The 22,336-nt window shown below is 45.8% G+C and carries 26 protein-coding genes; all 26 read right to left on the bottom strand.

Annotated elements, in window-relative coordinates:
• Nucleotides 1-138 precede the first annotated feature (138 nt).
• The 26 genes from atpA to AB1L08_RS11290 all read right to left on the bottom strand — a co-directional run bounded on the left by atpA (nt 139) and on the right by AB1L08_RS11290 (nt 22,231).
• Nucleotides 139-1,647, bottom strand: a complete 1,509-nt coding sequence (gene atpA / locus AB1L08_RS11415; RefSeq protein ID WP_413064780.1) for a F0F1 ATP synthase subunit alpha — start codon at nt 1,645-1,647, stop codon at nt 139-141.
• A 30-nt stretch (nt 1,648-1,677) separates the two neighbouring features.
• Nucleotides 1,678-2,214, bottom strand: coding sequence for a F0F1 ATP synthase subunit delta (locus AB1L08_RS11410; RefSeq protein WP_413064779.1), 537 nt, complete (start codon nt 2,212-2,214; stop codon nt 1,678-1,680).
• Nucleotides 2,211-2,738 carry a F0F1 ATP synthase subunit B gene (gene atpF, locus AB1L08_RS11405; protein WP_413064778.1) on the bottom strand — a complete coding sequence of 176 codons (528 nt, stop codon included), beginning with the start codon at nt 2,736-2,738 and terminating at the stop codon, nt 2,211-2,213. Before atpF ends, AB1L08_RS11410 begins: the two co-directional genes overlap by 4 nt.
• Nucleotides 2,739-2,916: 178 nt before the next feature.
• A complete protein-coding gene (gene atpE, locus AB1L08_RS11400) occupies nt 2,917-3,132 on the bottom strand; it encodes a F0F1 ATP synthase subunit C (RefSeq protein WP_413064777.1) in 216 nt (71 codons plus the stop codon).
• A 70-nt stretch (nt 3,133-3,202) separates the two neighbouring features.
• Entirely contained in the window at nt 3,203-3,916 is a 714-nt protein-coding gene (atpB, locus tag AB1L08_RS11395; protein WP_413064776.1) for a F0F1 ATP synthase subunit A, read from the bottom strand.
• Nucleotides 3,917-3,921: 5 nt separating this feature from the next.
• A complete protein-coding gene (locus AB1L08_RS11390) occupies nt 3,922-4,314 on the bottom strand; it encodes an ATP synthase subunit I (protein WP_413064775.1) in 393 nt (130 codons plus the stop codon).
• 3 nt (nt 4,315-4,317) lie between these two features.
• The gene (locus AB1L08_RS11385) at nt 4,318-4,539 is read right to left on the bottom strand and encodes an AtpZ/AtpI family protein (protein ID WP_413064774.1); all 222 of its coding nucleotides are present in this window, start codon (nt 4,537-4,539) and stop codon (nt 4,318-4,320) included.
• Between the two features lie 294 nt (nt 4,540-4,833).
• A complete protein-coding gene (gene wecB, locus AB1L08_RS11380; protein ID WP_413064773.1) occupies nt 4,834-5,982 on the bottom strand; it encodes a non-hydrolyzing UDP-N-acetylglucosamine 2-epimerase in 1,149 nt (382 codons plus the stop codon).
• 18 nt (nt 5,983-6,000) lie between these two features.
• The gene (gene upp / locus AB1L08_RS11375; protein WP_413064772.1) at nt 6,001-6,630 is read right to left on the bottom strand and encodes a uracil phosphoribosyltransferase; all 630 of its coding nucleotides are present in this window, start codon (nt 6,628-6,630) and stop codon (nt 6,001-6,003) included.
• Between the two features lie 217 nt (nt 6,631-6,847).
• Nucleotides 6,848-8,110 carry a serine hydroxymethyltransferase gene (gene glyA / locus AB1L08_RS11370; RefSeq protein ID WP_413064771.1) on the bottom strand — a complete coding sequence of 421 codons (1,263 nt, stop codon included), beginning with the start codon at nt 8,108-8,110 and terminating at the stop codon, nt 6,848-6,850.
• A gap of 124 nt (nt 8,111-8,234) precedes the next feature.
• Nucleotides 8,235-8,807 (bottom strand): TIGR01440 family protein, encoded by a 573-nt coding sequence (locus AB1L08_RS11365; protein WP_413064770.1) that lies wholly within the window; start codon nt 8,805-8,807, stop codon nt 8,235-8,237.
• 14 nt (nt 8,808-8,821) lie between these two features.
• A complete protein-coding gene (gene rpiB, locus AB1L08_RS11360; RefSeq protein WP_413064769.1) occupies nt 8,822-9,262 on the bottom strand; it encodes a ribose 5-phosphate isomerase B in 441 nt (146 codons plus the stop codon).
• A gap of 69 nt (nt 9,263-9,331) precedes the next feature.
• Nucleotides 9,332-9,766 (bottom strand): low molecular weight protein arginine phosphatase, encoded by a 435-nt coding sequence (locus AB1L08_RS11355; RefSeq protein ID WP_413064768.1) that lies wholly within the window; start codon nt 9,764-9,766, stop codon nt 9,332-9,334.
• 150 nt (nt 9,767-9,916) lie between these two features.
• Nucleotides 9,917-10,462 (bottom strand): manganese efflux pump MntP, encoded by a 546-nt coding sequence (locus tag AB1L08_RS11350; protein ID WP_413064767.1) that lies wholly within the window; start codon nt 10,460-10,462, stop codon nt 9,917-9,919.
• A 71-nt stretch (nt 10,463-10,533) separates the two neighbouring features.
• Nucleotides 10,534-11,595 (bottom strand): L-threonylcarbamoyladenylate synthase, encoded by a 1,062-nt coding sequence (locus AB1L08_RS11345; RefSeq protein WP_413064766.1) that lies wholly within the window; start codon nt 11,593-11,595, stop codon nt 10,534-10,536.
• Between the two features lie 346 nt (nt 11,596-11,941).
• Nucleotides 11,942-12,655, bottom strand: a complete 714-nt coding sequence (gene spoIIR / locus AB1L08_RS11340; RefSeq protein WP_413064765.1) for a stage II sporulation protein R — start codon at nt 12,653-12,655, stop codon at nt 11,942-11,944.
• A gap of 70 nt (nt 12,656-12,725) precedes the next feature.
• On the bottom strand, nt 12,726-13,580 hold the full coding sequence (prmC, locus tag AB1L08_RS11335; protein ID WP_413064804.1) for a peptide chain release factor N(5)-glutamine methyltransferase: 855 nt from the start codon (nt 13,578-13,580) through the stop codon (nt 12,726-12,728).
• Nucleotides 13,581-13,595: 15 nt separating this feature from the next.
• Nucleotides 13,596-14,663: a peptide chain release factor 1 gene (gene prfA, locus AB1L08_RS11330; RefSeq protein ID WP_413064764.1), complete on the bottom strand. Its 1,068-nt coding sequence runs from the start codon at nt 14,661-14,663 to the stop codon at nt 13,596-13,598.
• Between the two features lie 111 nt (nt 14,664-14,774).
• A complete protein-coding gene (locus AB1L08_RS11325) occupies nt 14,775-15,371 on the bottom strand; it encodes a thymidine kinase (protein ID WP_413064763.1) in 597 nt (198 codons plus the stop codon).
• A gap of 78 nt (nt 15,372-15,449) precedes the next feature.
• A complete protein-coding gene (rpmE, locus tag AB1L08_RS11320; protein ID WP_413064762.1) occupies nt 15,450-15,650 on the bottom strand; it encodes a 50S ribosomal protein L31 in 201 nt (66 codons plus the stop codon).
• A 135-nt stretch (nt 15,651-15,785) separates the two neighbouring features.
• Complete coding sequence (rho, locus tag AB1L08_RS11315; protein WP_413064761.1) at nt 15,786-17,036, bottom strand: transcription termination factor Rho; 1,251 nt, start codon at nt 17,034-17,036, stop codon at nt 15,786-15,788.
• Between the two features lie 258 nt (nt 17,037-17,294).
• Entirely contained in the window at nt 17,295-18,260 is a 966-nt protein-coding gene (gene glpX / locus AB1L08_RS11310) for a class II fructose-bisphosphatase (RefSeq protein WP_413064760.1), read from the bottom strand.
• A gap of 125 nt (nt 18,261-18,385) precedes the next feature.
• Nucleotides 18,386-19,672 (bottom strand): UDP-N-acetylglucosamine 1-carboxyvinyltransferase, encoded by a 1,287-nt coding sequence (murA, locus tag AB1L08_RS11305; protein ID WP_413064759.1) that lies wholly within the window; start codon nt 19,670-19,672, stop codon nt 18,386-18,388.
• A gap of 443 nt (nt 19,673-20,115) precedes the next feature.
• Nucleotides 20,116-20,766, bottom strand: a complete 651-nt coding sequence (gene fsa / locus AB1L08_RS11300) for a fructose-6-phosphate aldolase (RefSeq protein ID WP_413064803.1) — start codon at nt 20,764-20,766, stop codon at nt 20,116-20,118.
• Between the two features lie 94 nt (nt 20,767-20,860).
• Nucleotides 20,861-21,724, bottom strand: coding sequence for a class II fructose-1,6-bisphosphate aldolase (gene fba, locus AB1L08_RS11295; RefSeq protein WP_413064758.1), 864 nt, complete (start codon nt 21,722-21,724; stop codon nt 20,861-20,863).
• 147 nt (nt 21,725-21,871) lie between these two features.
• Nucleotides 21,872-22,231, bottom strand: a complete 360-nt coding sequence (locus AB1L08_RS11290; protein ID WP_413064757.1) for a response regulator — start codon at nt 22,229-22,231, stop codon at nt 21,872-21,874.
• Between the last annotated feature and the right edge of the window lie 105 nt (nt 22,232-22,336).

The following is a 22,336-nucleotide window of genomic DNA, read 5'->3' as shown; positions in this document are numbered from 1 at the left end:
ATCCGGGAAGCCTGGCGTCCTTTTTCCGAAGATCAGAAAGCATAAATTGGCAGTTCGCCAATTTTACCAAGTCCGACCTCCCGCCTCTCACTGCTAAGAAAGAACGTGTTAGCGTTTTTTCTTACAGTGTTATATCCTTTATTCGCTTTTGGCGAATGTCTTTTTGAAAGTGTTTAATGCGTCAGCCATGTCTTCGTCGGCAGGAAGCTTCCCTGTGGAACGAATGGTTTCGAGCAATTCCGTACGATTCTGGTCAAGCCAAATATATAATTCTTCCTCGAATCTCCGGACATCCTGAACCGGAATATCGTCCAAAAATCCGCGGGTAAGGGCATATAAAATCATGACTTGTTTTTCCACTCTGATTGGTTTGTTTAAGTCTTGCTTAAGCACTTCAACTGTGCGCTGACCACGGGCAAGTTTCGCCTGAGTCGCTTTGTCCAAGTCTGAACCAAATTGGGCAAAAGATTCCAGCTCGCGGTATGCGGCAAGGTCCAGGCGAAGTGTGCCGGCCACTTTTTTCATGGCGCTGATTTGCGCTGATCCCCCGACGCGTGAAACGGAAAGACCCGCGTTGATCGCAGGACGAACCCCTGAGAAGAACAAGTCTGATTGCAGGAAGATTTGTCCATCCGTGATGGAAATCACGTTTGTCGGAATGTAAGCCGAAATATCTCCCGCCTGTGTTTCAACAAATGGAAGGGCAGTCAATGATCCGCTGCCTTTCGCATCGCTCAGCTTTGCAGCACGTTCCAAAAGGCGGGAGTGCAAGTAGAATACGTCCCCCGGGTACGCTTCACGGCCTGGAGGCCTGCGTAAAAGCAAGGAAAGTTCACGGTAAGCCGCGGCTTGTTTGGAAAGGTCATCGTATACAACAAGCACGTGCTTGCCGTTATACATGAATTCCTCACCCATTGTTACACCCGCATACGGAGCGAGGAACAAGAGCGGTGCAGGCTGTGATGCAGAAGCTGTTACAACGATCGTGTAATCCATTGCACCGTATCTGCGAAGTGTTTCAACCGCATTACGGACAGTGGATTCTTTTTGGCCGATCGCTACATATACACATATCATGTCTTCATCGCGCTGATTCAAAATGGTGTCTATGGCAACGGTCGTTTTACCCGTTTGGCGGTCACCGATAATCAATTCACGCTGTCCCCGTCCAATCGGCACAAGCGCATCGATCGCTTTGATCCCTGTTTGCAGCGGCTCATGGACAGATTTTCGGTCCATAACGCCAGGTGCCGGTCCTTCAATCGGACGGGTTTTTGTTGTGTTGATTGGACCCATGCCATCGACCGGCTGGCCGAGCGAATTCACCACACGGCCGATCAGTTCTTCTCCGACAGGGACTTCCATGATGCGTCCTGTACGGCGAACTTCATCACCTTCACGAATTTCTGTATAGGGCCCGAGAATCACGATACCGACGTTGCTTTCCTCAAGGTTTTGCGCCATTCCCATGACACCGTTTGAGAATTCCACAAGTTCCCCGGCCATTACATTGTCAAGTCCGTAGGCACGGGCTATACCGTCCCCGACTTGTATGACTGTACCTACATCATGAACTTCCAAGTCTGCTTCATAATTTTCAATTTGCTGTTTGATCAGCGCACTGATTTCTTCAGCATTGATGCTCATGGATTTCACCCCTCATTTTTCAAGTTGATATTAACTGATTAACGTGCGTTCAAGCCGGCTGAGTTTTCCTTTAAGACTTCCATCAAAGATTCTGTTTCCGATACGCACCTTAACGCCTCCAAGCAAATTGGAGTCGACAATATTTTCAATATTCAATGTAGTTTTGCCCACTTTTGGCGCAAAAGCTTCAGAAATGGCTTTTGTTTCATCCGCCGTCAGCGGACGTACGGAATAAACCACAGCTTCTGCAATTCCGCGCCCTTCATTCAGCAAATCGATAAAAGCTTCGGCCACTTCGGGAATAATGTCTTCCCTGTGCCGGTCGGTCAAAAGCATCAACGTGTTCATGACAGGCGCTGACGCATTTTGAAAAACGTTCTTGATAAGGTCTCTCTTTTCTCTTGCCGAAAGTTTCGGTGACTGCAAAAGTCGGATAAAGCCCGGATTTTGCGTAAGCACCTTTTTTATCGTGCGCAACTCTTCATCGAATTTGTCCGTGAGATTTTGTTCTTTGGCCAATTGAAAAAGAGCCAGTGCATACCGCTGTGCAACGACAGGATTGCTCATTGATCCTCGCCTGCTCTTTCGATATACTCATTGATCAGTTTTTCCTGGTCTTCAGCACTCAATTCTTTTTCAATAACTTTTGATGCAATCATGACAGACAATGAAGCAACCTGTTCACGAAGTGCAGCAACTGCATTTTCTTTTTGCTGTTCGATTTCCAATCGTGCAGTTTCCTTCAAACGGCCTGCTTCTTGGCGGGCTGCATCCATCATTTCCTGCCGCTGGATTTCAGCTTGCTTCTTTGCATTTTCGATCATGTTTTGCGCTTCTTGACGCGCTTCTTTCAATAATGCTTTCTGCTCTTCAAACAATTTATTTGCTTCTGCACGGCTCTTTTCAGCCGATTCAATTTCATTGGCAATATGTTCTTCCCTTTGCCTCATGATACCCATCAAAGGTCCCCAGGCAAATTTTTTCAAAAGCACCAATAAAATGATCATCATGAGAAGCTGAAAAATAATATCGCCGCCGTTAAAATGGACTCCCGCGATTTGTGCTCCCAGTACAAAGCTGCTCTCTAACAAGCCCGCTCCACTCCTTTCAAGCTCCTTTATTCTAATTCAAATCGGACTCGTGCCGATGAAAGGTCAATAGTAAAAAACATGTATCACCGAACGGCTGGCGGGGATTTGTTTCACTGCCCCTATATCTTCTTAAAAAATGGCGAAGTTGTTTTTCTTCGCCATTTCGAAAATTGCCAGTTTATACTCTTCCTTGAACCATAAATGCGATAACAACCGCGATGATTGGAATCGCCTCAACCAACGCAACCCCGATAAACATAGTGGTTTGGAGCATGCCGCGTGCTTCCGGCTGACGTGCAATCCCTTCAACTGTACGAGATACGATCAATCCGTTACCAATACCTGCTCCCAGAGCGGCCAAGCCAATTGCAATTGCTGCTGCTAACATTCCCATTATAAATTTCCTCCTTAAATATATAAAAAGTGGTTATTTCGGTTTGTCCATAAATTATGAACATAATATATTAATGGTCTTCGCTCACTTTGTGGGCAAGGTAGACCATCGTTAACATTGTAAAAATAAACGCTTGTATTGCCCCGATAAAGATGGAGAATCCCATCCATGCCAATGTCGGGATAGCTGCTGCAATCCAGCCGACAGCACCTTTTGCCGCAAGCACTCCCGCAAGAAGGCCCAACAAAATTTCACCAGCAAAAATATTACCGTAAAGACGAAGCCCCAACGTTAAGGTGTTGGCAAATTCTTCGATGATTTTAAGCGGAAGCAAGAACCACATTGGCTGTACAAAACCTTTTAGGTATCCGCCAAAGCCTTTTTGTTTGATGCCATAATAGTGGGACAACGCGACGACCATTGTTGCCAACGTTAATGTAATAATGGGATCGGCCGTCGGAGACTTCCACCACAATTCATCATTGACAACGACTGAAAAAGGCAAACCAAGCATGTTGGAAACAAATATATATAAAATCAGCGTAACGCCCAGCACATGAAAATGACCGCCGGTTTTCCAGTCCATGTTGCTTTTTACAATTCCTTTAACAAAGTCAAAGACCCATTCCATAAAGTTTTGCATGCCTGTCGGTTTCATGGCCAGTCTCCGCGTTCCGATTAGTGCAAGGAGAAATACGATAACCGAAGCCACGGTGATCATCAGGACATTTCCCATATTAAAATATAATCCAAATATTTCTCTAATTGGTGCTTCATGATTCATACGATTCACCTCTCTTCCCGCTGCTTGTCTTTTCTAAAAATGAAGGAGATTAAAGCATCTATCATAATGACAATGTAAGATGTCATTAATCCAATCACCACGCTGATCAAATGGAAGGTCGACGGATAATTCATCGCAATCAAAACTGCAAAAACAGCGGCAGCCATCCGCGATAATGTGCCCAAAGAGCGCACCTTTTTCCCCTCTGAAACAGCTTCTCCGAGCTTGTGTGTCCTGAGAACCATCGTCCATAGGTTAAAAAGGCTGATAACTGTACCGAGGATTAATCCCATAAAAATAGATTGGCGTTCAGTGAATCCCCAACCCAATACAAAAATTGCCAACAGGTACAGTATGTACTTTCGATGCCTATTAAATAACTGCTGGAGGTCATCCATGTATTAGTCCTCCGAAGAGAATTGTCGGATCGTGTATATAAGTGCCATAACACCGGCAGCCAGGCCGAAAAAGAGGCCAATCACCAAAAAGAGCGGCTCTTTGCCGGTTATTTTGTCAAGCCAATTCCCTGCAAAAATACCAATTAAAATCGACCCTGCCAATTGTGCCAGAATGGCAGAATAAAGTGCCATCCCATAAAGCGGATGACGATTTTTCCTATTCATAAAGCATCCCTGCCTGATTGTTTTGGCGCTCTTTCACCAATTGGCGACCGGTATTTCGCATGAAAAAGATATATCATAACTTCCCTTCATATCCTTTGTTAGCATACAATAGGCATATGTCAATGTCAACGAGTTTACTGTGAATTTCATAACAAACTATTTGGCCTTTCGGGCTTTGTCACAAAATCATCAAAATTCCTCTAATATATGGATTGAACGTACTTTTTTGGTAAAAAAATTGGCCAGAAACAGAATCAAACGCCATGCAAAAAGGGGACGTTCTGCCCCCCTGCTTTAAGATATCACAAATGGTTTTGGACGATCTTTTTTGATGTGAAAATGATAGGCAATGGCATCGGCAATCCTGCCGGAAGCCTTTCCGTCTCCATACGGGTTGTTCGCCTTGGCCATTTTTGAATACTTTTCCTTGTCTGTCAAAAGTTCTGTTGCAAGGCGGTAAATTGTTTCTTCATCCGTACCGGCCAGCTTTAACGTTCCGGCATCAATTCCTTCCGGCCTTTCGGTTGTGTTACGCAGAACAAGTACCGGGACGCCAAGCGACGGGGCTTCTTCCTGCACTCCTCCGGAGTCTGTCAGGATGATGTGTGCCCTGTTGGCAAAGTTATGGAAATCAATGACATCAAGCGGCTCTATCAGATGGATCCTTGGATCATTCCCCAGTATTTCGGAAGCAATTTCCCTTACAACGGGATTCATGTGAACAGGATAAACAACCTGAGTATCCGGATGCTCTCTGATAATTCTCCTAATGGCCAGAAACATGTTCCTCATCGGCTTTCCCACGTTTTCCCTGCGATGGGCTGTCAGCAAAATAAGCCGGTCATTACCCACAAGATCGAGCGTCCTATGGCGGTAGCCCGATTGAACCGTTGTTTTCAGCGCATCAATCACCGTATTTCCGGTTATAAAAATCGATTCTTCCCTTTTGCCTTCATTTAAGAGGTTGCGCGCCGCTTTTTCTGTCGGGGAAAAATGCAGGTCGGCAATGACACCCGTCAGTTGACGGTTCATTTCTTCCGGAAAGGGAGAATATTTGTTCCATGTTCTCAGTCCGGCCTCCACATGTCCGACTGATATTTGATTATAATAGGCTGCGAGACTTGCTGCAAAAGTTGTTGATGTATCTCCATGCACAAGCACAATATCCGGCCGGGTTGCTTTCATGACTTGGTCGAGTCCTTCAAGGGAGCGCGTTGTTACATCCGCCAATGTTTGCCGATCCCTCATGATATTCAAATCAAAATCGGGTTTTATCTTAAATATATCCAGCACTTGATCAAGCATTTGGCGGTGTTGGGCCGTAACCGCTGTATACGGCTCAAATTCTTCTTTCCTTTTATGAAGCTCTTGAACGAGCGGCGCCATTTTAATTGCTTCGGGCCTTGTTCCAAAGACGGATAATACTTTTATACGCCTGTCCATTAAAAGATCCCCTTATATCTACTTTGTGCCAAACAAGCGGTCTCCCGCATCTCCCAATCCGGGAACAATATATCCTTTTTCATTCAGTCTTTCGTCAAGCCCGGCAATATATATGTCCACGTCCGGATGGTCTTCTTCAATCGCTTTAATTCCTTCCGGTGCAGCAATAAGGCACATCAGCTTTATTTGCTTCGCTCCTCTTTTTTTCAGGGAACGGATTGCTTCGACAGCCGTTCCTCCCGTAGCGAGCATCGGATCAACGATAATAAAGAGCCTTTCTTTCACATCGCTCGGAAGCTTGATGTAGTACTCCACAGGCTTTAACGTTTCCGGATCCCGGTATAATCCCACGTGGCCTACTTTCGCAGCCGGAATCAGTTTTAAAATCCCATCCACCATGCCGATGCCGGCACGCAAAATCGGAACGATCCCTATTTTTTTCCCTGCCAAAACTTTGGATTTGGCTTTTCTGACGGGGGTCTCCACTTCTATTTCTTTCAGAGGCATATCCCTAGTAATTTCAAACGCCATCAAGGTGGCCACTTCATCGACAAGTTCCCGAAATTCTTTCGTTCCAGTGTTTTTATCCCGAATGTAGGTTAATTTGTGTTGAATGAGAGGATGGTCGATCACATGCACTCTGCCCATAAGATCTCTCCTTTGCTTTTTGTTGGAACAGAAAAGGGGAAAGCACGAACGATTTTCATGAGCATAAATCAGATCTGTTTTCCGCACTGGTCTGCATATCCCTGCTAATTTTACATAAAAGGGGTTCTTTCGGCAAGGGAAACAGAAGATCGTTCAGCCTGAAGATGGCTGACATGATAAAAAGCCTCCGGATCACTGCCGGAGGCTTTTTATGGGTTTATTCGTAAAGCGGGAAACGTGCCGTTAAAGTCTCTACCCGATTGCGCGCTTCATTCAATTTTGCTTCATCTTCATGGTTTTTAAGGACAAATGCAATGAGCGAAGCAATTTCTTCCATTTCATTTTTTCCGAAACCGCGTGAAGTCACAGCGGCTGTGCCAATTCGAATGCCGCTTGTTATGAATGGGCCTTCGGGATCATAAGGGATTGTATTTTTATTAACAGTAATCCCGACATCATCCAGAACCTTTTCCGCGATTTTGCCCGTTAAGCCGAGAGAGCGTACATCAAGGAGAAGCAAATGATTGTCCGTTCCGCCGGAAATCAGGTCAATGCCTTCTTTTTTTAAGCTTTTGCCCAATTGTTTGGCATTTTCGACAATCAGTTGGCAGTATGCCTTAAAATCGGCTGTCAAGGCTTCTCCGAAGGCAACTGCTTTCGCAGCAATGACATGCATCAGAGGGCCGCCTTGGATGCCCGGAAATACGGATTTATCAATGGCTTTGGCATATTTTTCTTTGCAAAGGATCAAGCCGCCGCGCGGTCCGCGCAATGTTTTATGCGTTGTCGATGTCACAAAGTCGGCATAGGGGACAGGATTGGGATGAAGTCCGGCCGCAACCAAACCGGCAATATGGGCCATGTCCACCATAAAGTATGCGCCGATTTCATCGGCAATTTCCCGGAACTTTTGGAAGTCAATGATCCGGGGATAGGCACTTGCTCCGGCAACAACCAGCTTCGGTTTGTGTTCCAGCGCTTTTTTCCGTACGTCTTCATAATCGATGCGGTGGCTTTTTTCATCAACTCCATATTCGATAAACTGATATTGGACACCGCTGAAATTGACGGGGCTCCCATGGGTTAAGTGGCCGCCGTGGGATAAATTCATGCCAAGAACCGTATCGCCATGTTCCAAAATGGTATAATAAACAGCCATATTTGCCTGTGCCCCGGAATGGGGCTGAACGTTCGCATGTTCCGCGCCAAAAATTTTCTTAATGCGGTCACGTGCCAAGTCCTCCACGATGTCCACATATTCACAACCGCCATAATAACGCCGGTTCGGATAGCCTTCTGCATACTTGTTTGTCAAAACAGATCCCTGGGCTTCCATGACAGCTTTACTCACAAAGTTTTCGGATGCTATCAGTTCGATTTTGGATTGCTGTCTTTTCAATTCTTTTTGAATGGCTTCGAATACAGCAGGGTCCTGCTTGGCAATAGCGCTTTCCACACTATTTTCACTTACTTTGCTCATTATGCTCCCCCTTGAATCACTAGTAAATTTTCCATAAGTTAGATCTTGTTTACATTTTACCATGAAGTATTGTCCCAGCCAAATGGATTTTTGACTTTTTCGGGACGAAAACGGAACATTTTAATTAGGAAGAGCATTGATCGTTCAGTTTTTCCCGATTATAAACAGCCCTCGCACCGCCAATCAGCTTCGGACGGGTTGCCGCAATGGTTACGTGAGCATTTCCGACTGATTTTTGCCCGATCCTGACCGGAACCGCCACATGTTTTAAATGCATGCCAATAAACGTGTCCCCTATATCAATGCCGGCATCTGCTTGAATGAACTCGACAACGACCGGATCCTGAAAACGGGAATAAGCGTAGGCTGCCATAGCACCGCCAGCTTCACGAACGGGAACAACTGTTACCTGATCCCAATGAAATTTTTCCGCTGTTTCCCTTTCGATGACAAGCGCGCGATTTAAATGCTCGCAACATTGGAATGCCAAATGGATGTTTTTTTCTTGGGCGAATGCCTGCAATTGCTCAAAAATCATGGCTGCCACTTCAAACGTCCCAGCAGTTCCGATCCTTTTTCCCGCCACTTCGGATGTAGAGCAGCCAACGACAAACACCTTTCCGGCACCAATCGGCAATTGCTCGGCGCATTGCTTGAGAATTAATTTCAGCTCGTTTTGCCATGCTTGCATTTCCATGCGTTTACCTCCTCTTACCTATTTTCGTAATCGGCAATCTTTTGAATGCGTCTTGTGTGGCGCCCGCCTTCAAACTCCGTTTCCAGCCAAACCTTCGCAATTTCTCGGGCAAGACCTGCTCCGATAACGCGTTCACCCATGGCGAGCACATTTGTATCGTTGTGAAGGCGTGTCATTTTTGCACTGAATACATCATGGACCAAAGCGCAGCGGACCCCTTTTACTTTGTTTGCGGAAATACTCATGCCGATGCCAGTACCGCAAATTAAAATTCCCCGGTCAAATTCACCGTTTGCCACTCTTTCCGCTACAGGAATGGCAAAGTCCGGATAGTCGACCGAACCTTCGTCTCCACAACCGAAATCAACATGTTCTATATCCAATTCATCCATCATTTTTGTGATTTCTTTTCGAATCAGTATTCCTCCGTGATCAGATGCTATAGCCACTTTCATGTAAAATTTCCCCTTTCATTTGCTCGATCCTTCGTTTTTTACCTTGGTGAAACATCTGGCGGCATAAAGTCAAGGATCAATGGACAGCCTGGCAATCAAATCGTGAAGTTCCTGAAACGTTGCACGGTATACTTCCAGGCCTCCCCCAAAGGGATCCATCACGTCAAGGTCGCCATCGCGTCCATCCACATACTCTTTTAAAGTAAAAATTTTATCCGCTGCGGCCGGATACATGTCCATCAGCATTTGCTTATGCCCCCGCGTCATTGCAAACACATAATTTGCCCAATGTATATCTTCCTCACGCAATTGTTTTGAACGGTGTTCCAGCTTCATATTGTTTTCCTTCAACACTTGCAGTGCATGGCCGGCAGCCTCGCTCCCTTCAGCCGCAAACAATCCTGCAGATCTGACATCTGCTTTTCCGTTCCATATATGGTTAAAAATGGCCTCCGCCATGGGGCTTCTGCATGTATTTCCAGTACAGACAAATAGAATGTTCATTTCTTCCCTACCTCTTTTACCCTATTATAACCATACATTTTTTTGCGTACAAATCCGAGTGAATCTTTTCATGAAGGATGTGGGCAGAAGTGTCCGACTGGGGAATGATCGAAGAAAAGATTTGGGGCGCTCTCCCTCATTTACACATAATCATGAAAAAAGCAGTTTGATTCCAAAGAGGATTAAAGTCAATCCGCCAAACATTTCTCCATACACGCCGAGTAAACTTTGCATTTTCCGTCCCATTATTAGTCCGCTCCATGTTAAAAACGCCGCAACGACACCGAAACAGATCATGGCAACCATCGCCCGGGCGCCGAACATCCCGAGGCTTAGTCCGGCGGAAAAGCTGTCCAGGCTGACGAGGAAACTGAAAATGAACAATCCCCATCCCAGAGGAACAACAGCCATGCGTTCCTCGCTTTTAAAGCTGGATAATACCATTTGTACGCCCAAAATTATTAATAAGCCCCCTCCCACGTAACCGGTAATTTTGCCAAATGTTTCAGAGAGCAAATGTCCGGCTAATATACCAAGCAGCGGCATAAACATGTGAAAAAGGCCTGTTGTCAATCCTATGTAAAAAATTTGACGCAATCTCAGTTCGAATATTCCCATGCCGAGCGAAACAGAAAAAGCGTCCATTCCCACAGCAAAAGCCATGATGACCAATGTAACGATTTCTGGAAGCATCATAAAAATTCCCCTTTCGCTTCGGACGTGCCTATAAAAGCTTATGCACGGAAGCAAAAGAGTAGACTTGTCTTTTAGCCCTGGTCTTTCATGGGCTGTTTGATGCACCGATGGGATGCCGCCTTCTCCAGCCGGTTCATAATCGCTGCCCCCACGCCGGCGCGCGGAAAGACTTCCGAATAAATGATATCCACTCCTTTATTTTCAAAAGATCTTAAGGCCTGATAAAGCGTTTGCGCCGAACGCTTCGGATCCGCTTTGCTGCCACACGGAACAACGACATCCGCCTTGTATAAAGAAGCGGTTTCCCCCGGGGCCAACATTCCGACTTTCAATCCGGCTTTCATTTGTTCATCAATTAAACGCTGGATCCACTGTTGTTCACCATCGACAAGATAGAGCGGTGCAGCCGGGGCATAATGACGGTACTTCATTCCCGGAGCTTTCGGTTTGGATTCAGCGTTTGCAATCGCAGGGTCCTCTGCCACGTGTCCAATAATTGCTTCTATATCTTCTTTGGAAATGCCCCCTGGACGCAAGATAACCGGGGGCTCTACGGTGCAGTCTACCACGGTCGATTCAACCCCCACTCCGGTCGGCCCTCCATCGACAATCCCCGACACAGCTCCATCCAGGTCATCCAGCACATGCTTTGCTGTTGTTGGACTTGGTTTTCCTGATTTATTTGCACTCGGCGCTGCAATCGGATGGCCTGATTCGCGAATAAGGGCCAGCGCTGCAGGATGGTCGGGCATCCGGACAGCGACAGTGTCCAGGCCGGCTGTTACCAAGTCTGACACGGCGCCCGGCTTTTTGTAAAAAATAAGCGTCAGCGGACCGGGCCAAAATGTGTGCATAAGTTTCATTGCCGGTTCAGAAATATCCACAGCAATTTGTTCCAACTGTTGAAAGGTTGCGATGTGGACGATAAGCGGGTTATCTGCCGGCCGTCCTTTTGCCGCAAAAATTTTTGCCACCGCTTCATCGGATGCAGCATTGGCGCCAAGGCCATACACTGTTTCCGTAGGGAAAGCCACCGCTTCATTTTTTTTGATCAACTGTGCGGCTTCCACTATTTGTGGATAATTTTTTTCGCTGTTCACATCGTTATCCACAGACCAATATTTTGTTTTCAACGAAGCCACCCCATTTTATGCTTTTGCCTATTTGATTGTTGTTATTTCGGTTAAAAGTCACATAAACTCAAATAATCAAATGGTTGATTAATAATTTATTAACAAACTGTGGATTAATCGTTCGGTTTTGTGGATAAATACTGTGTATAACTCTTAATCGTTAAGAAAGTATTAATTTGCTATTTCGCAAATTTATACCAATCCGGCTTCTGACTTCCACTTTTAAATAAAGAACGCGTCAGCGTTTTTTCTTTAAAAATAAGAAAGTATAAATTGGCATGTCGCCAATTTAATCAAATCCAACCTCCCACCTCTCACCTCTAAGAAAAGACGCCCTAGCGTTTTCTTATTTAAAGAGATCTTTCAAAAACCCGAGAACCGGTGAAAGCCACTCCTCGACCAATTCTGCCAGGAAAAACTTTACCTCTGTTTCTTCCTCTTGTTCGGCTATAAAAGCAGCATTTTGTTCGTTTTCCATATCCTGCTTCGGTTGATCCGCATATTCATCTGTTTTTGTATTAACGGCTGTCCCTGTGGAAAAATCGAGAAAGCAAAGCGGCGGGAACAGGACGCACCACCAATTTGCCCCTTTTCCTTCACCCAAAGTGATTAAAATCGCTTCATAAGTTCCGGCAGGATAAAGATATTGCCCATATAATTTAGTTGGAAATTGAATATTGCCAAAGTCCACTTCGGCAGAATAATCAAATGATTGTTTTTCGAGCTCCTGTTTTGCAATCCTTTCAATCTCGGGCAAGCGGGATTGAATTAATGAACGTGCCTCTTCTATCGATGTCAAATGCTTTACCCACGTCGTGATTTCTTCATTAACGGCATCCCTGATCGCACGTTTAACCTCTTGATCCCGATTGCTGTCGCTGTTAGCCAATATGCGCAGACGGATTGCCTCATTGGGGATCACCTGTATGCTTTCGGCTGCTGTACTTTCTTTTGCTGGAATTGGCAGAGAAAGATTGGCAACCGTTGCCAAAGACAAGATCAGGATATAGACCCATGCCATATTTTTTTGATAGATTTTTTGATTCATATATTTTATCATCTGTTCCACCCCATCCTTCACGAGACAGTATGGACAGATTTTTCGGTCTATAAACATTCCGGGCATTATTTTATAAAGAGGTTACGACGATCCGGTCCTTTCCGTTCATGTCATGCAGCACTTCCGTCAACCCTTCGGGAAATTGTACTTTCATCATTCCGCTTACTGCTTCTCCCTGCCCGGCGCCAATTTCAAATGCAACGATCGCACGGTCTTCAAGTACATCTGGAAGTTTCTCCATGAATCGCCGGTAAAAATCGAGACCGTCTTCCCCGCCAAATAAGGCGCTTGACGGTTCATGACCCTTTACAACATCCGATAACTGCTCTTTTTCGCCGCGTGGAATATACGGCGGATTGGAGACGACCACATGGAATTTATGCCCGGTTTCCAGCAAAGGCTGCAGCAAATCCCCTTGTAAAAACCGAACTGCCGCTCCAAGCCGGCCGGCATTTTTTTTTGCAATTTCAATGGCACCCGCGGAAATGTCCGTGCCGCAAACATGGAGACGAGGCCGTTCAAGCTTTAAAGTAACGGCGATTGCCCCGCTCCCGGTTCCGACATCGGCTGCCAGCAACTCCGGTTGGGAAGCGGCAAAATGCCGGTCCACTTTATTCAGAACCGCCATCACCAGTTCCTCGGTTTCAGGACGCGGAATGAGGACATTCGGATTGACGGAAAATTTTCTGCCAAAAAATTCTTCATATCCGGTTATATATTGCACAGGCTTTCCTGCGGCATGCTCCTGTACGTCCAGTCTGAATTGTTCCCAATCCTCCCCGGAAAGTTCCGTTCGAAGCTCTGCAAACAGGCGGGAACGATTGATCTTCAATTGGTTCATCAGCAGGATTTCTCCAGCATTTTTATCGCGGCCATGCTCCCTCAAAAAAGAAGAAGCCCATTGAAGGGCTTTGAAAATGGTTATTTTGTCAAGCATCTCTTATTCCACGCTCTCTAATTTCTTGGATTGATCCTCCACAATCAAAGCATCAATTATTTCATCCAGCTTCCCTTCCAGAATTTGATCAAGCTTTTGGATTGTAAGCCCAATCCGGTGATCGGTCACCCTGTTTTGCGGGAAGTTATAGGTTCTAATCCGTTCTGAGCGGTCACCCGTCCCGACTGCCGATTTTCGGTTGGCATCATATTCCTGCTGTGCTTCCTGCTGAAATTTATCATAAATACGGGCACGCAGCACTTTCATTGCTTTTTCTTTATTCTTAATTTGCGATTTTTCATCCTGGCAGGATACCACTATCCCCGTCGGGATATGAGTGAGGCGAACGGCAGACATCGTCGTATTGACGCTTTGTCCTCCAGGACCGCTAGATGCAAACGTATCGACACGGATATCCTTTTCATTGATGTCGACTTCTACTTCTTCAGCCTCCGGCAATACAGCAACTGTTGCGGTTGAAGTATGAATCCGTCCGCCGGATTCCGTTTCCGGAACGCGCTGGACACGATGTGCGCCATTTTCATATTTTAACCTGGAAAAGGCTCCGTTTCCGTTGATCATAAAAATAATTTCCTTAAATCCGCCCAAGCCGGTCGAATGCTCTTCAATCACTTCGGTTTTCCATCCTTTTGTTTCCGCATAGCGGCTATACATCCGATAAAGATCGCCAGCAAACAAAGCGGCTTCGTCTCCGCCGGCAGCCCCGCGGATTTCCATAATCACGTTCTTCTCATCGTTCGGATCTTTCGGAATCAGCAAGATTTTCAAGCGTTCTTCCAGCTCCACGATCCGCTCTTCCAGTTCATCAATTTCTTCCTTTACCATTTCCCGCATTTCAGGATCCAATTTGTCATCGAGCATCCCCTTGGCATCATCATACTCTTTTTTCGCTTCTTTATATTCCCGATATGTTTCTACCGTTTCCGCAATCGCCGATTGCTCTTTTGAGTATTCTCTAAGCTTTTCTGCATCACTGACAATATCCGGATCACTCAACAGCTCGTTGAGCTTTTCGTACCGTTCTTCCACGGATTGGAGTCTATCAAACACAAGCCTTCACCTCTGCGTTATTGCATATATTTTTTATACTACACCCCAGACTATATGCAAGCAACATTTTAGAAAAAACTCATCCTTACCATTGTAAAAACAAGTTTGCAATTAACTGAAATGCTCGCTTTTCGATCTTACCGGAACTTCGTGATGGTGCCGGCATCTTGCCTCATAGGAATCCGCCGCCCCTACCAAGATGACCGGATCATCGTAAAAAGCGGCTTTTCCGTTAATCAGGCGCTGTGTTCTTGTTGCCGGTTCGCCACAAACAACACATACTGCATGAAGTTTCGTTACCCGGTCGGCGAGTGCCATCAGTTTCGGAACCGGACCGAATGGATCACCCCGGAAATCCTGATCCAATCCGGCTGCAACCACCCTGTGCCCGGCATCTGCGAGGCGGTTTACTGTCTGAATCACATGTTCATCGAGAAACTGCACTTCATCAATGGCGATCACATCGATCCCGGCATGCACCCTATGTAAAATTTCAGAGGATGATTCAATGACTTGAGCCTGAATGGAAAGGCCATTATGTGAAACGATTTCATCGCTGCTAAAGCGGTTATCAATTTTCGGCTTGAATAGCATGACGCTTTTTTTCGCATATTGGACTTTTCTGATCCGGCGGATCAATTCTTCGGTTTTTCCCGAAAACATACAGCCGGAAATGACCTCAATGGAACCTTTTATTCCCGGATTCATCATATTCGCTCCTTTCTGCTGTCATCCTTTTTTTCAATAAAAAAACAGGCAAGCGCTCTTGCCCGTTTTTCATTTAACTTATTTGAGTCCGTATTTTTTATTAAAGCGGTCGACGCGTCCTGCAGCGGAAGCAAATTTTTGACGGCCCGTGTAAAATGGATGACATTCGGAGCATATTTCAACCCGAATATTTTCTTTTACAGACCCGCTTTCAAATTCATTGCCGCAAGCACATTTGACAATTGCTTTTTTGTATTCAGGATGGATTCCTGCTTTCATTTCCTTCATCTCCTTACGCCCTGAATCATTTGCTGAAACAGAGTTCTATATTCCAACCGAAGCTTGGCTTCGCAGTATTAAAAAAGCACAAACCTTATTATAGCAAGAAAACACAAAAATTGCAATTCAAGAATTTTATTTCGCCGTTAAAATTTCAAAGAATTCTTCATTCGTTTCAGTTTGTTTCAGCTTGCGCAAAAATTTTTCTGCAAAGTCCGGGGTGTCCGACATCGCTTTCCGTAACTTCCATATTTTGTCAAGCTGTTCTTTTGGCAAAAGCAGCTCTTCTTTCCTCGTACCTGAGCGGCGAATATCGATGGCCGGAAAGATCCTTCTTTCTGCAAGAGATCTGTCCAAGTGAAGCTCCAAATTTCCCGTTCCCTTAAATTCCTCATATATAACATCGTCCATGCGTGAACCCGTATCAACAAGGGCTGTTGCCAAAATCGTCAAGCTGCCGCCTTCCTCGATATTTCTCGCTGCCCCGAAAAATCTCTTTGGACGGTGAAATGCCGCCGGATCAATCCCTCCGGACAATGTTCGCCCACTCGGCGGGATGACAAGGTTATACGCTCTGGCAAGCCGCGTAATACTATCCATTAAAATGATGACATCCCGCTTGTGCTCAACAAGGCGCATCGCCCTTTCAAGGACAAGTTCCGCCACTTTGATGTGGTTTTCCGGCACTTCGTCAAACGTCGAACTGACAACCTCGGCATCGACCGAACGCTCGATGTCTGTAACCTCTTCAGGCCTTTCGTCAATGAGGAGCACGATCAATTCCGCTTCAGGATGATTCGTTGTAATGGCATTGGCGATCGATTTTAAAAGCATTGTTTTACCGGCTTTCGGAGGTGCAACGATCAAGCCGCGCTGCCCAAATCCGACCGGGGAAATCAAGTCCATGATCCTTGTGGATAAGTTGGAAGGAATGGTTTCCAGCTTCATTTGCCTATCTGGGTATAGAGGCGTCAATGCAGGGAAGTGAACACGTTCCTTGGCACTTTCCGGATCATCCCCGTTCACTGCCTCAACATGAAGCAATCCGTAATAGCGTTCATTTTCCTTCGGCGGACGTACTTTACCTGATACCTTATCACCATTTCGCAAATCGAAACGGCGAATTTGCGATGCTGAGATGTAAATGTCTTCAGAACTTGCCGTATAGTTGATCGGCCTTAAAAATCCAAAACCTTCGGATTGAATAATTTCCAAAACGCCTTCCATAAAAAAGAACCCTTCTTGCTCTGCCCGCGCTTTCAATATTGCAAATATTAATTCTTTCTTCGTCAGTTTGCTGTAATATGAAACTTTATATTCACGTGCCAGCTCATAAAGTTCTTTCAGTTTCATATCTTCCAGCAAAGAGATGGTTAATTCGGCCATTTCTACACCACGCTTTTTTTAAAATTTTTTCGTTTCCAGCTTCCATCATAATCTGTCAAATTTTCAGCGTCTCAAGGTACATACGACTTTACATGAAATCTTGGGTGCAAGTGATGTTACTAGAGAATAAATGGAAGGAATGGCTTTGGTATTTACAGAGGGTAAGAAGAATAAGATATAAGGCTATGAGTTTATAAAGTGAAACTTCAAAGAAAAAATGCTAAAAAACCAGCAAGGAGGGGAGAACCCTCCATTGTATTAATTGCCAATAACCATATCCGGTTTTTTGCGGAGGCTGTGGCGGCCTTCGACAAAGCGGACGGTTCCGGATTTTGCCCTCATGACGACAGAGTGGGTGGAACCGTATGATCCTTTAAATTGGACGCCTTTCAGAAGTTCTCCATCGGTGACTCCGGTCGCGGCAAATATCGCATCGTCACCGCGGACCAAGTCTTCCATTGTTAAAACTTGATTTACATCAATACCCATTTTGTTACAGCGTTCTATTTCGGCATCATTTTGGGGCATGAGCTTGCCTTGTATTTCACCGCCGAGACATTTCAATGCGACTGCGGCAATAACACCCTCAGGCGCACCGCCCATTCCAAATAAAATATCAACGCCGGTTGTGTCAAATGCCGTGTTAATTGCTCCAGCCACGTCACCGTCGCCAATCAGTTTGATTCTTGCCCCGGCTTCACGCAGCTCGGAAATGATGGCGTCATGCCGCGGCCTGTCCAGTACAGTCGCCACGATATCTTCTATATCTTTATTTTTAGCTTTTGCTACAGCTTTTAAATTGTCTGTCACAGATGCATTTATGTCAATTTGGCCAACCGCTTCGGGTCCGACGGCAATTTTTTGCATATACATGTCAGGCGCGTGAAGCAAATTTCCCCCATCGGCAATCGCGATGACAGATAAGGCATTCCATCCTCCGGAGGCTACGATATCCGTTCCCTCAAGCGGGTCGACTGCTACATCTACAAGCGGACCTTCTCCCGTACCGAGTTTTTCGCCAATATAGAGCATGGGCGCTTCGTCCATTTCGCCTTCTCCAATGACAACAGTGCCTCTCATCGGGATCGTATCAAAAACAGCCCGCATCGCTGTCGTTGCCGCATCATCTGCTTCATTCTTTCTGCCGCGCCCCATCCATCTTGCCGATTTAAGCGCAGCGGCCTCAGTCACTCTTACAAGTTCCATAGATAAACTTCTTTCCATCGACTTTCCTCCCGTCGTTATGGCTATAAAACAAACATAACCGTTTAATAGTATAGCACATTATGCAAAATGTAATAGCTCTTATGAAAAAAAAATTATAAGGATCGTCGATTGTCAAAAAAAATTCACGAACTCTTCAATTGTTCAATTTCCTGTTCTGTCATTTTTTCACGCCAAATAGTCGCTCCCAGCCCATTCAGCTTTTCAACAAGGCCGCTGTATCCCCTGTCGATGTGCTCAAGTCCCGTTACTTCCGTCAGTCCTTCGGCGATTAATCCGGCAATGACAAGTGCCGCTCCTGCCCGAAGATCTGAAGCTTTTACTTTTGCCCCTTGCAGCACTGTTGCACCGTTGATGATGGCAGAACTGCCTTCTACCTTAATGTCCGCATTCATTCTTCGCAGCTCATCGATATGTTTGAATCTTGCCGAATAGATCGTGTCGGTAACGATGGATGAACCTTCGGCCTTTGTTAATAAGACGGTGATGGGCTGCTGCAAATCTGTTGGAAATCCGGGATAGACAAGTGTTTTTACATCCACGGGCGTTAACCGCTCATATTTGCCGATGAATATTTGCTCGTCCCCTGTTTCGACAGGAACGCCCATTTCGCGAAGTTTGGCGGTCAATGACTCCATATGATGCGGAATCACATTGTCGATCAGAACCCCTTGGCCGATGGCCGCACCCAAAATCATGAATGTCCCCGCTTCAATCCGGTCAGGGATAATGGTGTGCTGGCAGCCGTGGAGCCTGTCCACACCTTCAATTCGAATAACGTCCGTTCCTGCTCCTTTTATTTTTGCTCCCATGTTTGTCAAGAGGGTCGCTACATCAATAATTTCAGGTTCTTTCGCCGCGTTTTCGATGATCGTCTGGCCTTTCGCTTTAACAGCAGCCAACATGATATTGATCGTTGCGCCGACACTGACAACGTCCAAATAGATTCTGGCTCCGGACAACTCATCCGCACGGAGATATAACGCGCCTTGCTCATTTGTGACTCTTGCCCCCAGCGCTTCAAAGCCCTTGATGTGCTGGTCGATTGGACGGGGTCCCAGGTGGCAGCCGCCGGGAAGTCCAACAACCGCTTTTTTAAATCTTCCAAGCATGGCTCCCATCAAATAATACGATGCACGCAGTTTTTTTACTTTCCCGTTTGGAAGCGGCATGGAAATCATATTACGCGGGTCAACATGCATGACATCATCCTGCAAAGTGACAATTCCGCCAATTTCCTCCAATAAAATTCTTAATGTGTCCACATCCGATATGTTGGGAAGGCCTTCAATTTTTACCGGTGACTCAGCAAGGATTGTGGCCGGTATGAGGGCGACCGCACTGTTTTTTGCCCCGCTCACTTTAATCGTTCCTTTTAAAGGATACCCGCCGGCAATCTTAAGCTTCTCCATTTTAGACTTCCTTTCGCATCTGGTTAGCAACTTTTTTTGAAAAAAAAGGCATCATACCCATTATTATAAACGATTTAGGGCGAAACATGCAGGGGATGTGCCAAAAAATGATTAATAATCGTCTTTCTTGAAAATGTAATTTGCCAAGAAAATTTTTTCTTCAAAAGAAGCTTTTCTGTGTCTGGCTCCGACGGACAGGATGTACTAGTGCAGGCGAAGCGACAGGACGTCGCTGCCTGAGCCTGCCGACGGACAGGATGTGCTAGTGCAGGCGAAGCGACAGGACGTCGCTGCCTGAGCCTGCCGGCGGACGGGTCGTCCCGGTGCCGTCAGCGCCACAGGACATGGCGACCTAAGGCCGCCAGCGCCTGGCCCCCTTGTCGTTATCAGCCAGACGGGGGCTCCTGCCTGGTTCGCCTTATTTTCCCGTGCTGATCAAGATGCTAGCGCTTTTCTTTACTGGCTTCCCAATCCCGCAAAAATGCTTCGATTCCCCCATCCGTTAAAGGATGTTTAAAGAGCTGGATCAAGATTTTATATGGCAGCGTGGCGATGTGTGCCCCATTTAAAGCGGCTTCGGTAATATGTTGGGGATGGCGGATGGAGGCTGCGATGATTTTCGTACCGAGGCCATGGATGGAGAAAATATCCGCAATTTCCCCGATGACACTACCGCCGCTATGGCCGATATCATCCAAGCGCCCAATAAACGGAGAAACATATGCGGCTCCTGCCCGGGCGGCAACGAGTGCCTGGTTGGCATTAAAAATTAAAGTGACATTCGTTTTAATATTCTCTTTAGATAAAATGCTGACGGCTTTCATGCCATCAGGCGTCATCGGTATTTTGACGGTAATGTTGGGAGCGATTGCCGCCAGTTCCCGTCCTTCTTTTACCATCCCTTCCGTATCCAGGGCAATTACTTCAGCGCTGACAGACCCGGGAATGACGGAGGTGATTTCTTTGAGCCTGTCATGAAAAGAGATATTTTCTTTGGCAACAAGGGAAGGGTTTGTTGTGACGCCGTCAATAATGCCGAATTCCGCGGCTTTTTTGATTTCATCGATGTTGGCTGTGTCAAGAAAAAACTTCAATTTACACAACTCCTTTACATTTATAAAAGAATAAAGGGAAACCGCCATGGACTCGTTGGCGGTTTCGTTTCGACCAAATTGCTGCAGTTTGCGATCAAGCCCTGCCGCTTGAGCCAAAATCACGCATTTTACCCTTAACGGTATCTTTAATCGCTTCCCGGGCCGGACCGAGATATTTTCTCGGATCATACATTTCCGGATTGTCTTTCAGTACTTCCCGAACGCGCTTTGCGGATGACATTTGGTTTTCTGTATTTACATTGATTTTTGCCGTTCCAAGGGAAATGGCTTTTTGAATATCTTTGAGCGGGATGCCGGTGCCACCATGGAGTACGAGCGGCACTCCCGTTAATTTCATCACTTCTTCCATACGGTCAAATCCAAGTTTTGGCTCTCCCTTATATGGGCCGTGAACTGAACCAAGAGCCGGCGCAAAGCAATCTACCCCGGTTTCACGAACGAGCCGGTCACACTCGGAAGGGATGGCATATGATGCTTCTGCATCGTCAACAGACAAATCGTCTTCCTGTCCGCCGATCCGTCCCAATTCGGCTTCCACTGAAACGCCAAACATGTGGGCAAGTTCAACAACTTTTTTTGTTACTGCAATATTTTCTTCAAGCGGCAAGTGTGAACCGTCGATCATGACAGATGTGAAGCCGGCATGGATCGCTTTGGCACATTTTTCAAAGCTTGAACCATGGTCAAGATGGATGGCGACAGGAACGGTCGTTCCATACTCTTCCATAAGCGCTTTTACCATTTCAACAACCAATTTAAAACCGCCCATATAACGGGCAGCTCCCTCGGATACTCCCAAAATGACAGGAGATTTTTCTTCTTCGGCAGCTTGAAGGATCGCTTGCGTAAACTCCAGATTATTCAGGTTGAATTGTCCGACTGCATATTTTTCTTTATTTGCTTTTTTCAGCATTTCTGTCATAGACACTAAAGGCACGATTTTTTCCTCCTTTTACATTGGAACTGCCAATACAACATATGATACTGCACCCATTTTCGCAGTTTCATCATAACAGATTATTGGGCCGAATACCAATGAAGAGCAAAGGCCAAAAGGAGAAAATGTTATGTAATTTTCCCGTAGTCAAGATACGTATTGTTTTACAGCATTCCGGATTTCCTCAATATCAAACGGCTTGGAAAAATGGGCCAGGGCCCCAAGCTGTTTTGTTTTTTCGATCATGTCCAACTCGCCGTACGCCGTCATGATGATTACACGGATGTCCTGGTTCATTTCCTTCATTTTTTTCAATATTTCAAGCCCGTCCATTCCGGGGATTTTTATATCAAGAAGAACTAGGTCGGGAGCATGCTGTTTCATCATATGCAACGCCTGATGACCATTGGCAGCCTGATATATTTGATAACCTTCTTTTTGCAATACTTCGTTCAGCAAAGTTCGTATCCCGAATTGATCATCGACAATGAGTACTTTTTGTTTCAATTTGTTCATCCCCCTACTGTTTATATTCATAGTCTCTCGGCATTCGCCGAGTTAGATGGGTCAAAGGATCTCTTGACCCAACTGTTTGATTCCCCTCCTACTTTG

This window comes from Siminovitchia jepli (assembly GCF_047228825.1).
In the GTDB taxonomy this organism is placed as follows: domain Bacteria; phylum Bacillota; class Bacilli; order Bacillales; family Bacillaceae_C; genus Siminovitchia.
The sequence above is the reverse complement of the archived record's forward strand: the minus strand, read 5'-3'. Positions and strand labels throughout refer to the sequence as shown.

Excerpts from the sequence above, each read along its gene's own strand:
- glpX (WP_413064760.1), bottom strand. The coding sequence starts at position 18,260 with ATGGAAAGAAGTTTATCTATGGAACTTGTAAGAGTGACTGAGGCCGCT.
- wecB (WP_413064773.1), bottom strand. The coding sequence starts at position 5,982 with ATGGACAGGCGTATAAAAGTATTATCCGTCTTTGGAACAAGGCCCGAA.
- AB1L08_RS11390 (WP_413064775.1), bottom strand. The coding sequence starts at position 4,314 with ATGGATGACCTCCAGCAGTTATTTAATAGGCATCGAAAGTACATACTG.
- AB1L08_RS11385 (WP_413064774.1), bottom strand. The coding sequence starts at position 4,539 with ATGAATAGGAAAAATCGTCATCCGCTTTATGGGATGGCACTTTATTCT.
- upp (WP_413064772.1), bottom strand. The coding sequence starts at position 6,630 with ATGGGCAGAGTGCATGTGATCGACCATCCTCTCATTCAACACAAATTA.
- AB1L08_RS11410 (WP_413064779.1), bottom strand. The coding sequence starts at position 2,214 with ATGAGCAATCCTGTCGTTGCACAGCGGTATGCACTGGCTCTTTTTCAA.
- rpiB (WP_413064769.1), bottom strand. The coding sequence starts at position 9,262 with ATGAAAGTGGCTATAGCATCTGATCACGGAGGAATACTGATTCGAAAA.
- atpA (WP_413064780.1), bottom strand. The coding sequence starts at position 1,647 with ATGAGCATCAATGCTGAAGAAATCAGTGCGCTGATCAAACAGCAAATT.
- AB1L08_RS11325 (WP_413064763.1), bottom strand. The coding sequence starts at position 15,371 with ATGAATCCGGGAATAAAAGGTTCCATTGAGGTCATTTCCGGCTGTATG.
- glyA (WP_413064771.1), bottom strand. The coding sequence starts at position 8,110 with ATGAGCAAAGTAAGTGAAAATAGTGTGGAAAGCGCTATTGCCAAGCAG.
- AB1L08_RS11350 (WP_413064767.1), bottom strand. The coding sequence starts at position 10,462 with ATGATGCTTCCAGAAATCGTTACATTGGTCATCATGGCTTTTGCTGTG.
- rho (WP_413064761.1), bottom strand. The coding sequence starts at position 17,036 with ATGGCCGAATTAACCATCTCTTTGCTGGAAGATATGAAACTGAAAGAA.
- AB1L08_RS11365 (WP_413064770.1), bottom strand. The coding sequence starts at position 8,807 with ATGGAAATGCAAGCATGGCAAAACGAGCTGAAATTAATTCTCAAGCAA.
- rpmE (WP_413064762.1), bottom strand. The coding sequence starts at position 15,650 with ATGAAAGCAGGAATCCATCCTGAATACAAAAAAGCAATTGTCAAATGT.
- atpB (WP_413064776.1), bottom strand. The coding sequence starts at position 3,916 with ATGAATCATGAAGCACCAATTAGAGAAATATTTGGATTATATTTTAAT.
- spoIIR (WP_413064765.1), bottom strand. The coding sequence starts at position 12,655 with ATGATAAAATATATGAATCAAAAAATCTATCAAAAAAATATGGCATGG.
- murA (WP_413064759.1), bottom strand. The coding sequence starts at position 19,672 with ATGGAGAAGCTTAAGATTGCCGGCGGGTATCCTTTAAAAGGAACGATT.
- AB1L08_RS11355 (WP_413064768.1), bottom strand. The coding sequence starts at position 9,766 with ATGAACATTCTATTTGTCTGTACTGGAAATACATGCAGAAGCCCCATG.
- atpE (WP_413064777.1), bottom strand. The coding sequence starts at position 3,132 with ATGGGAATGTTAGCAGCAGCAATTGCAATTGGCTTGGCCGCTCTGGGA.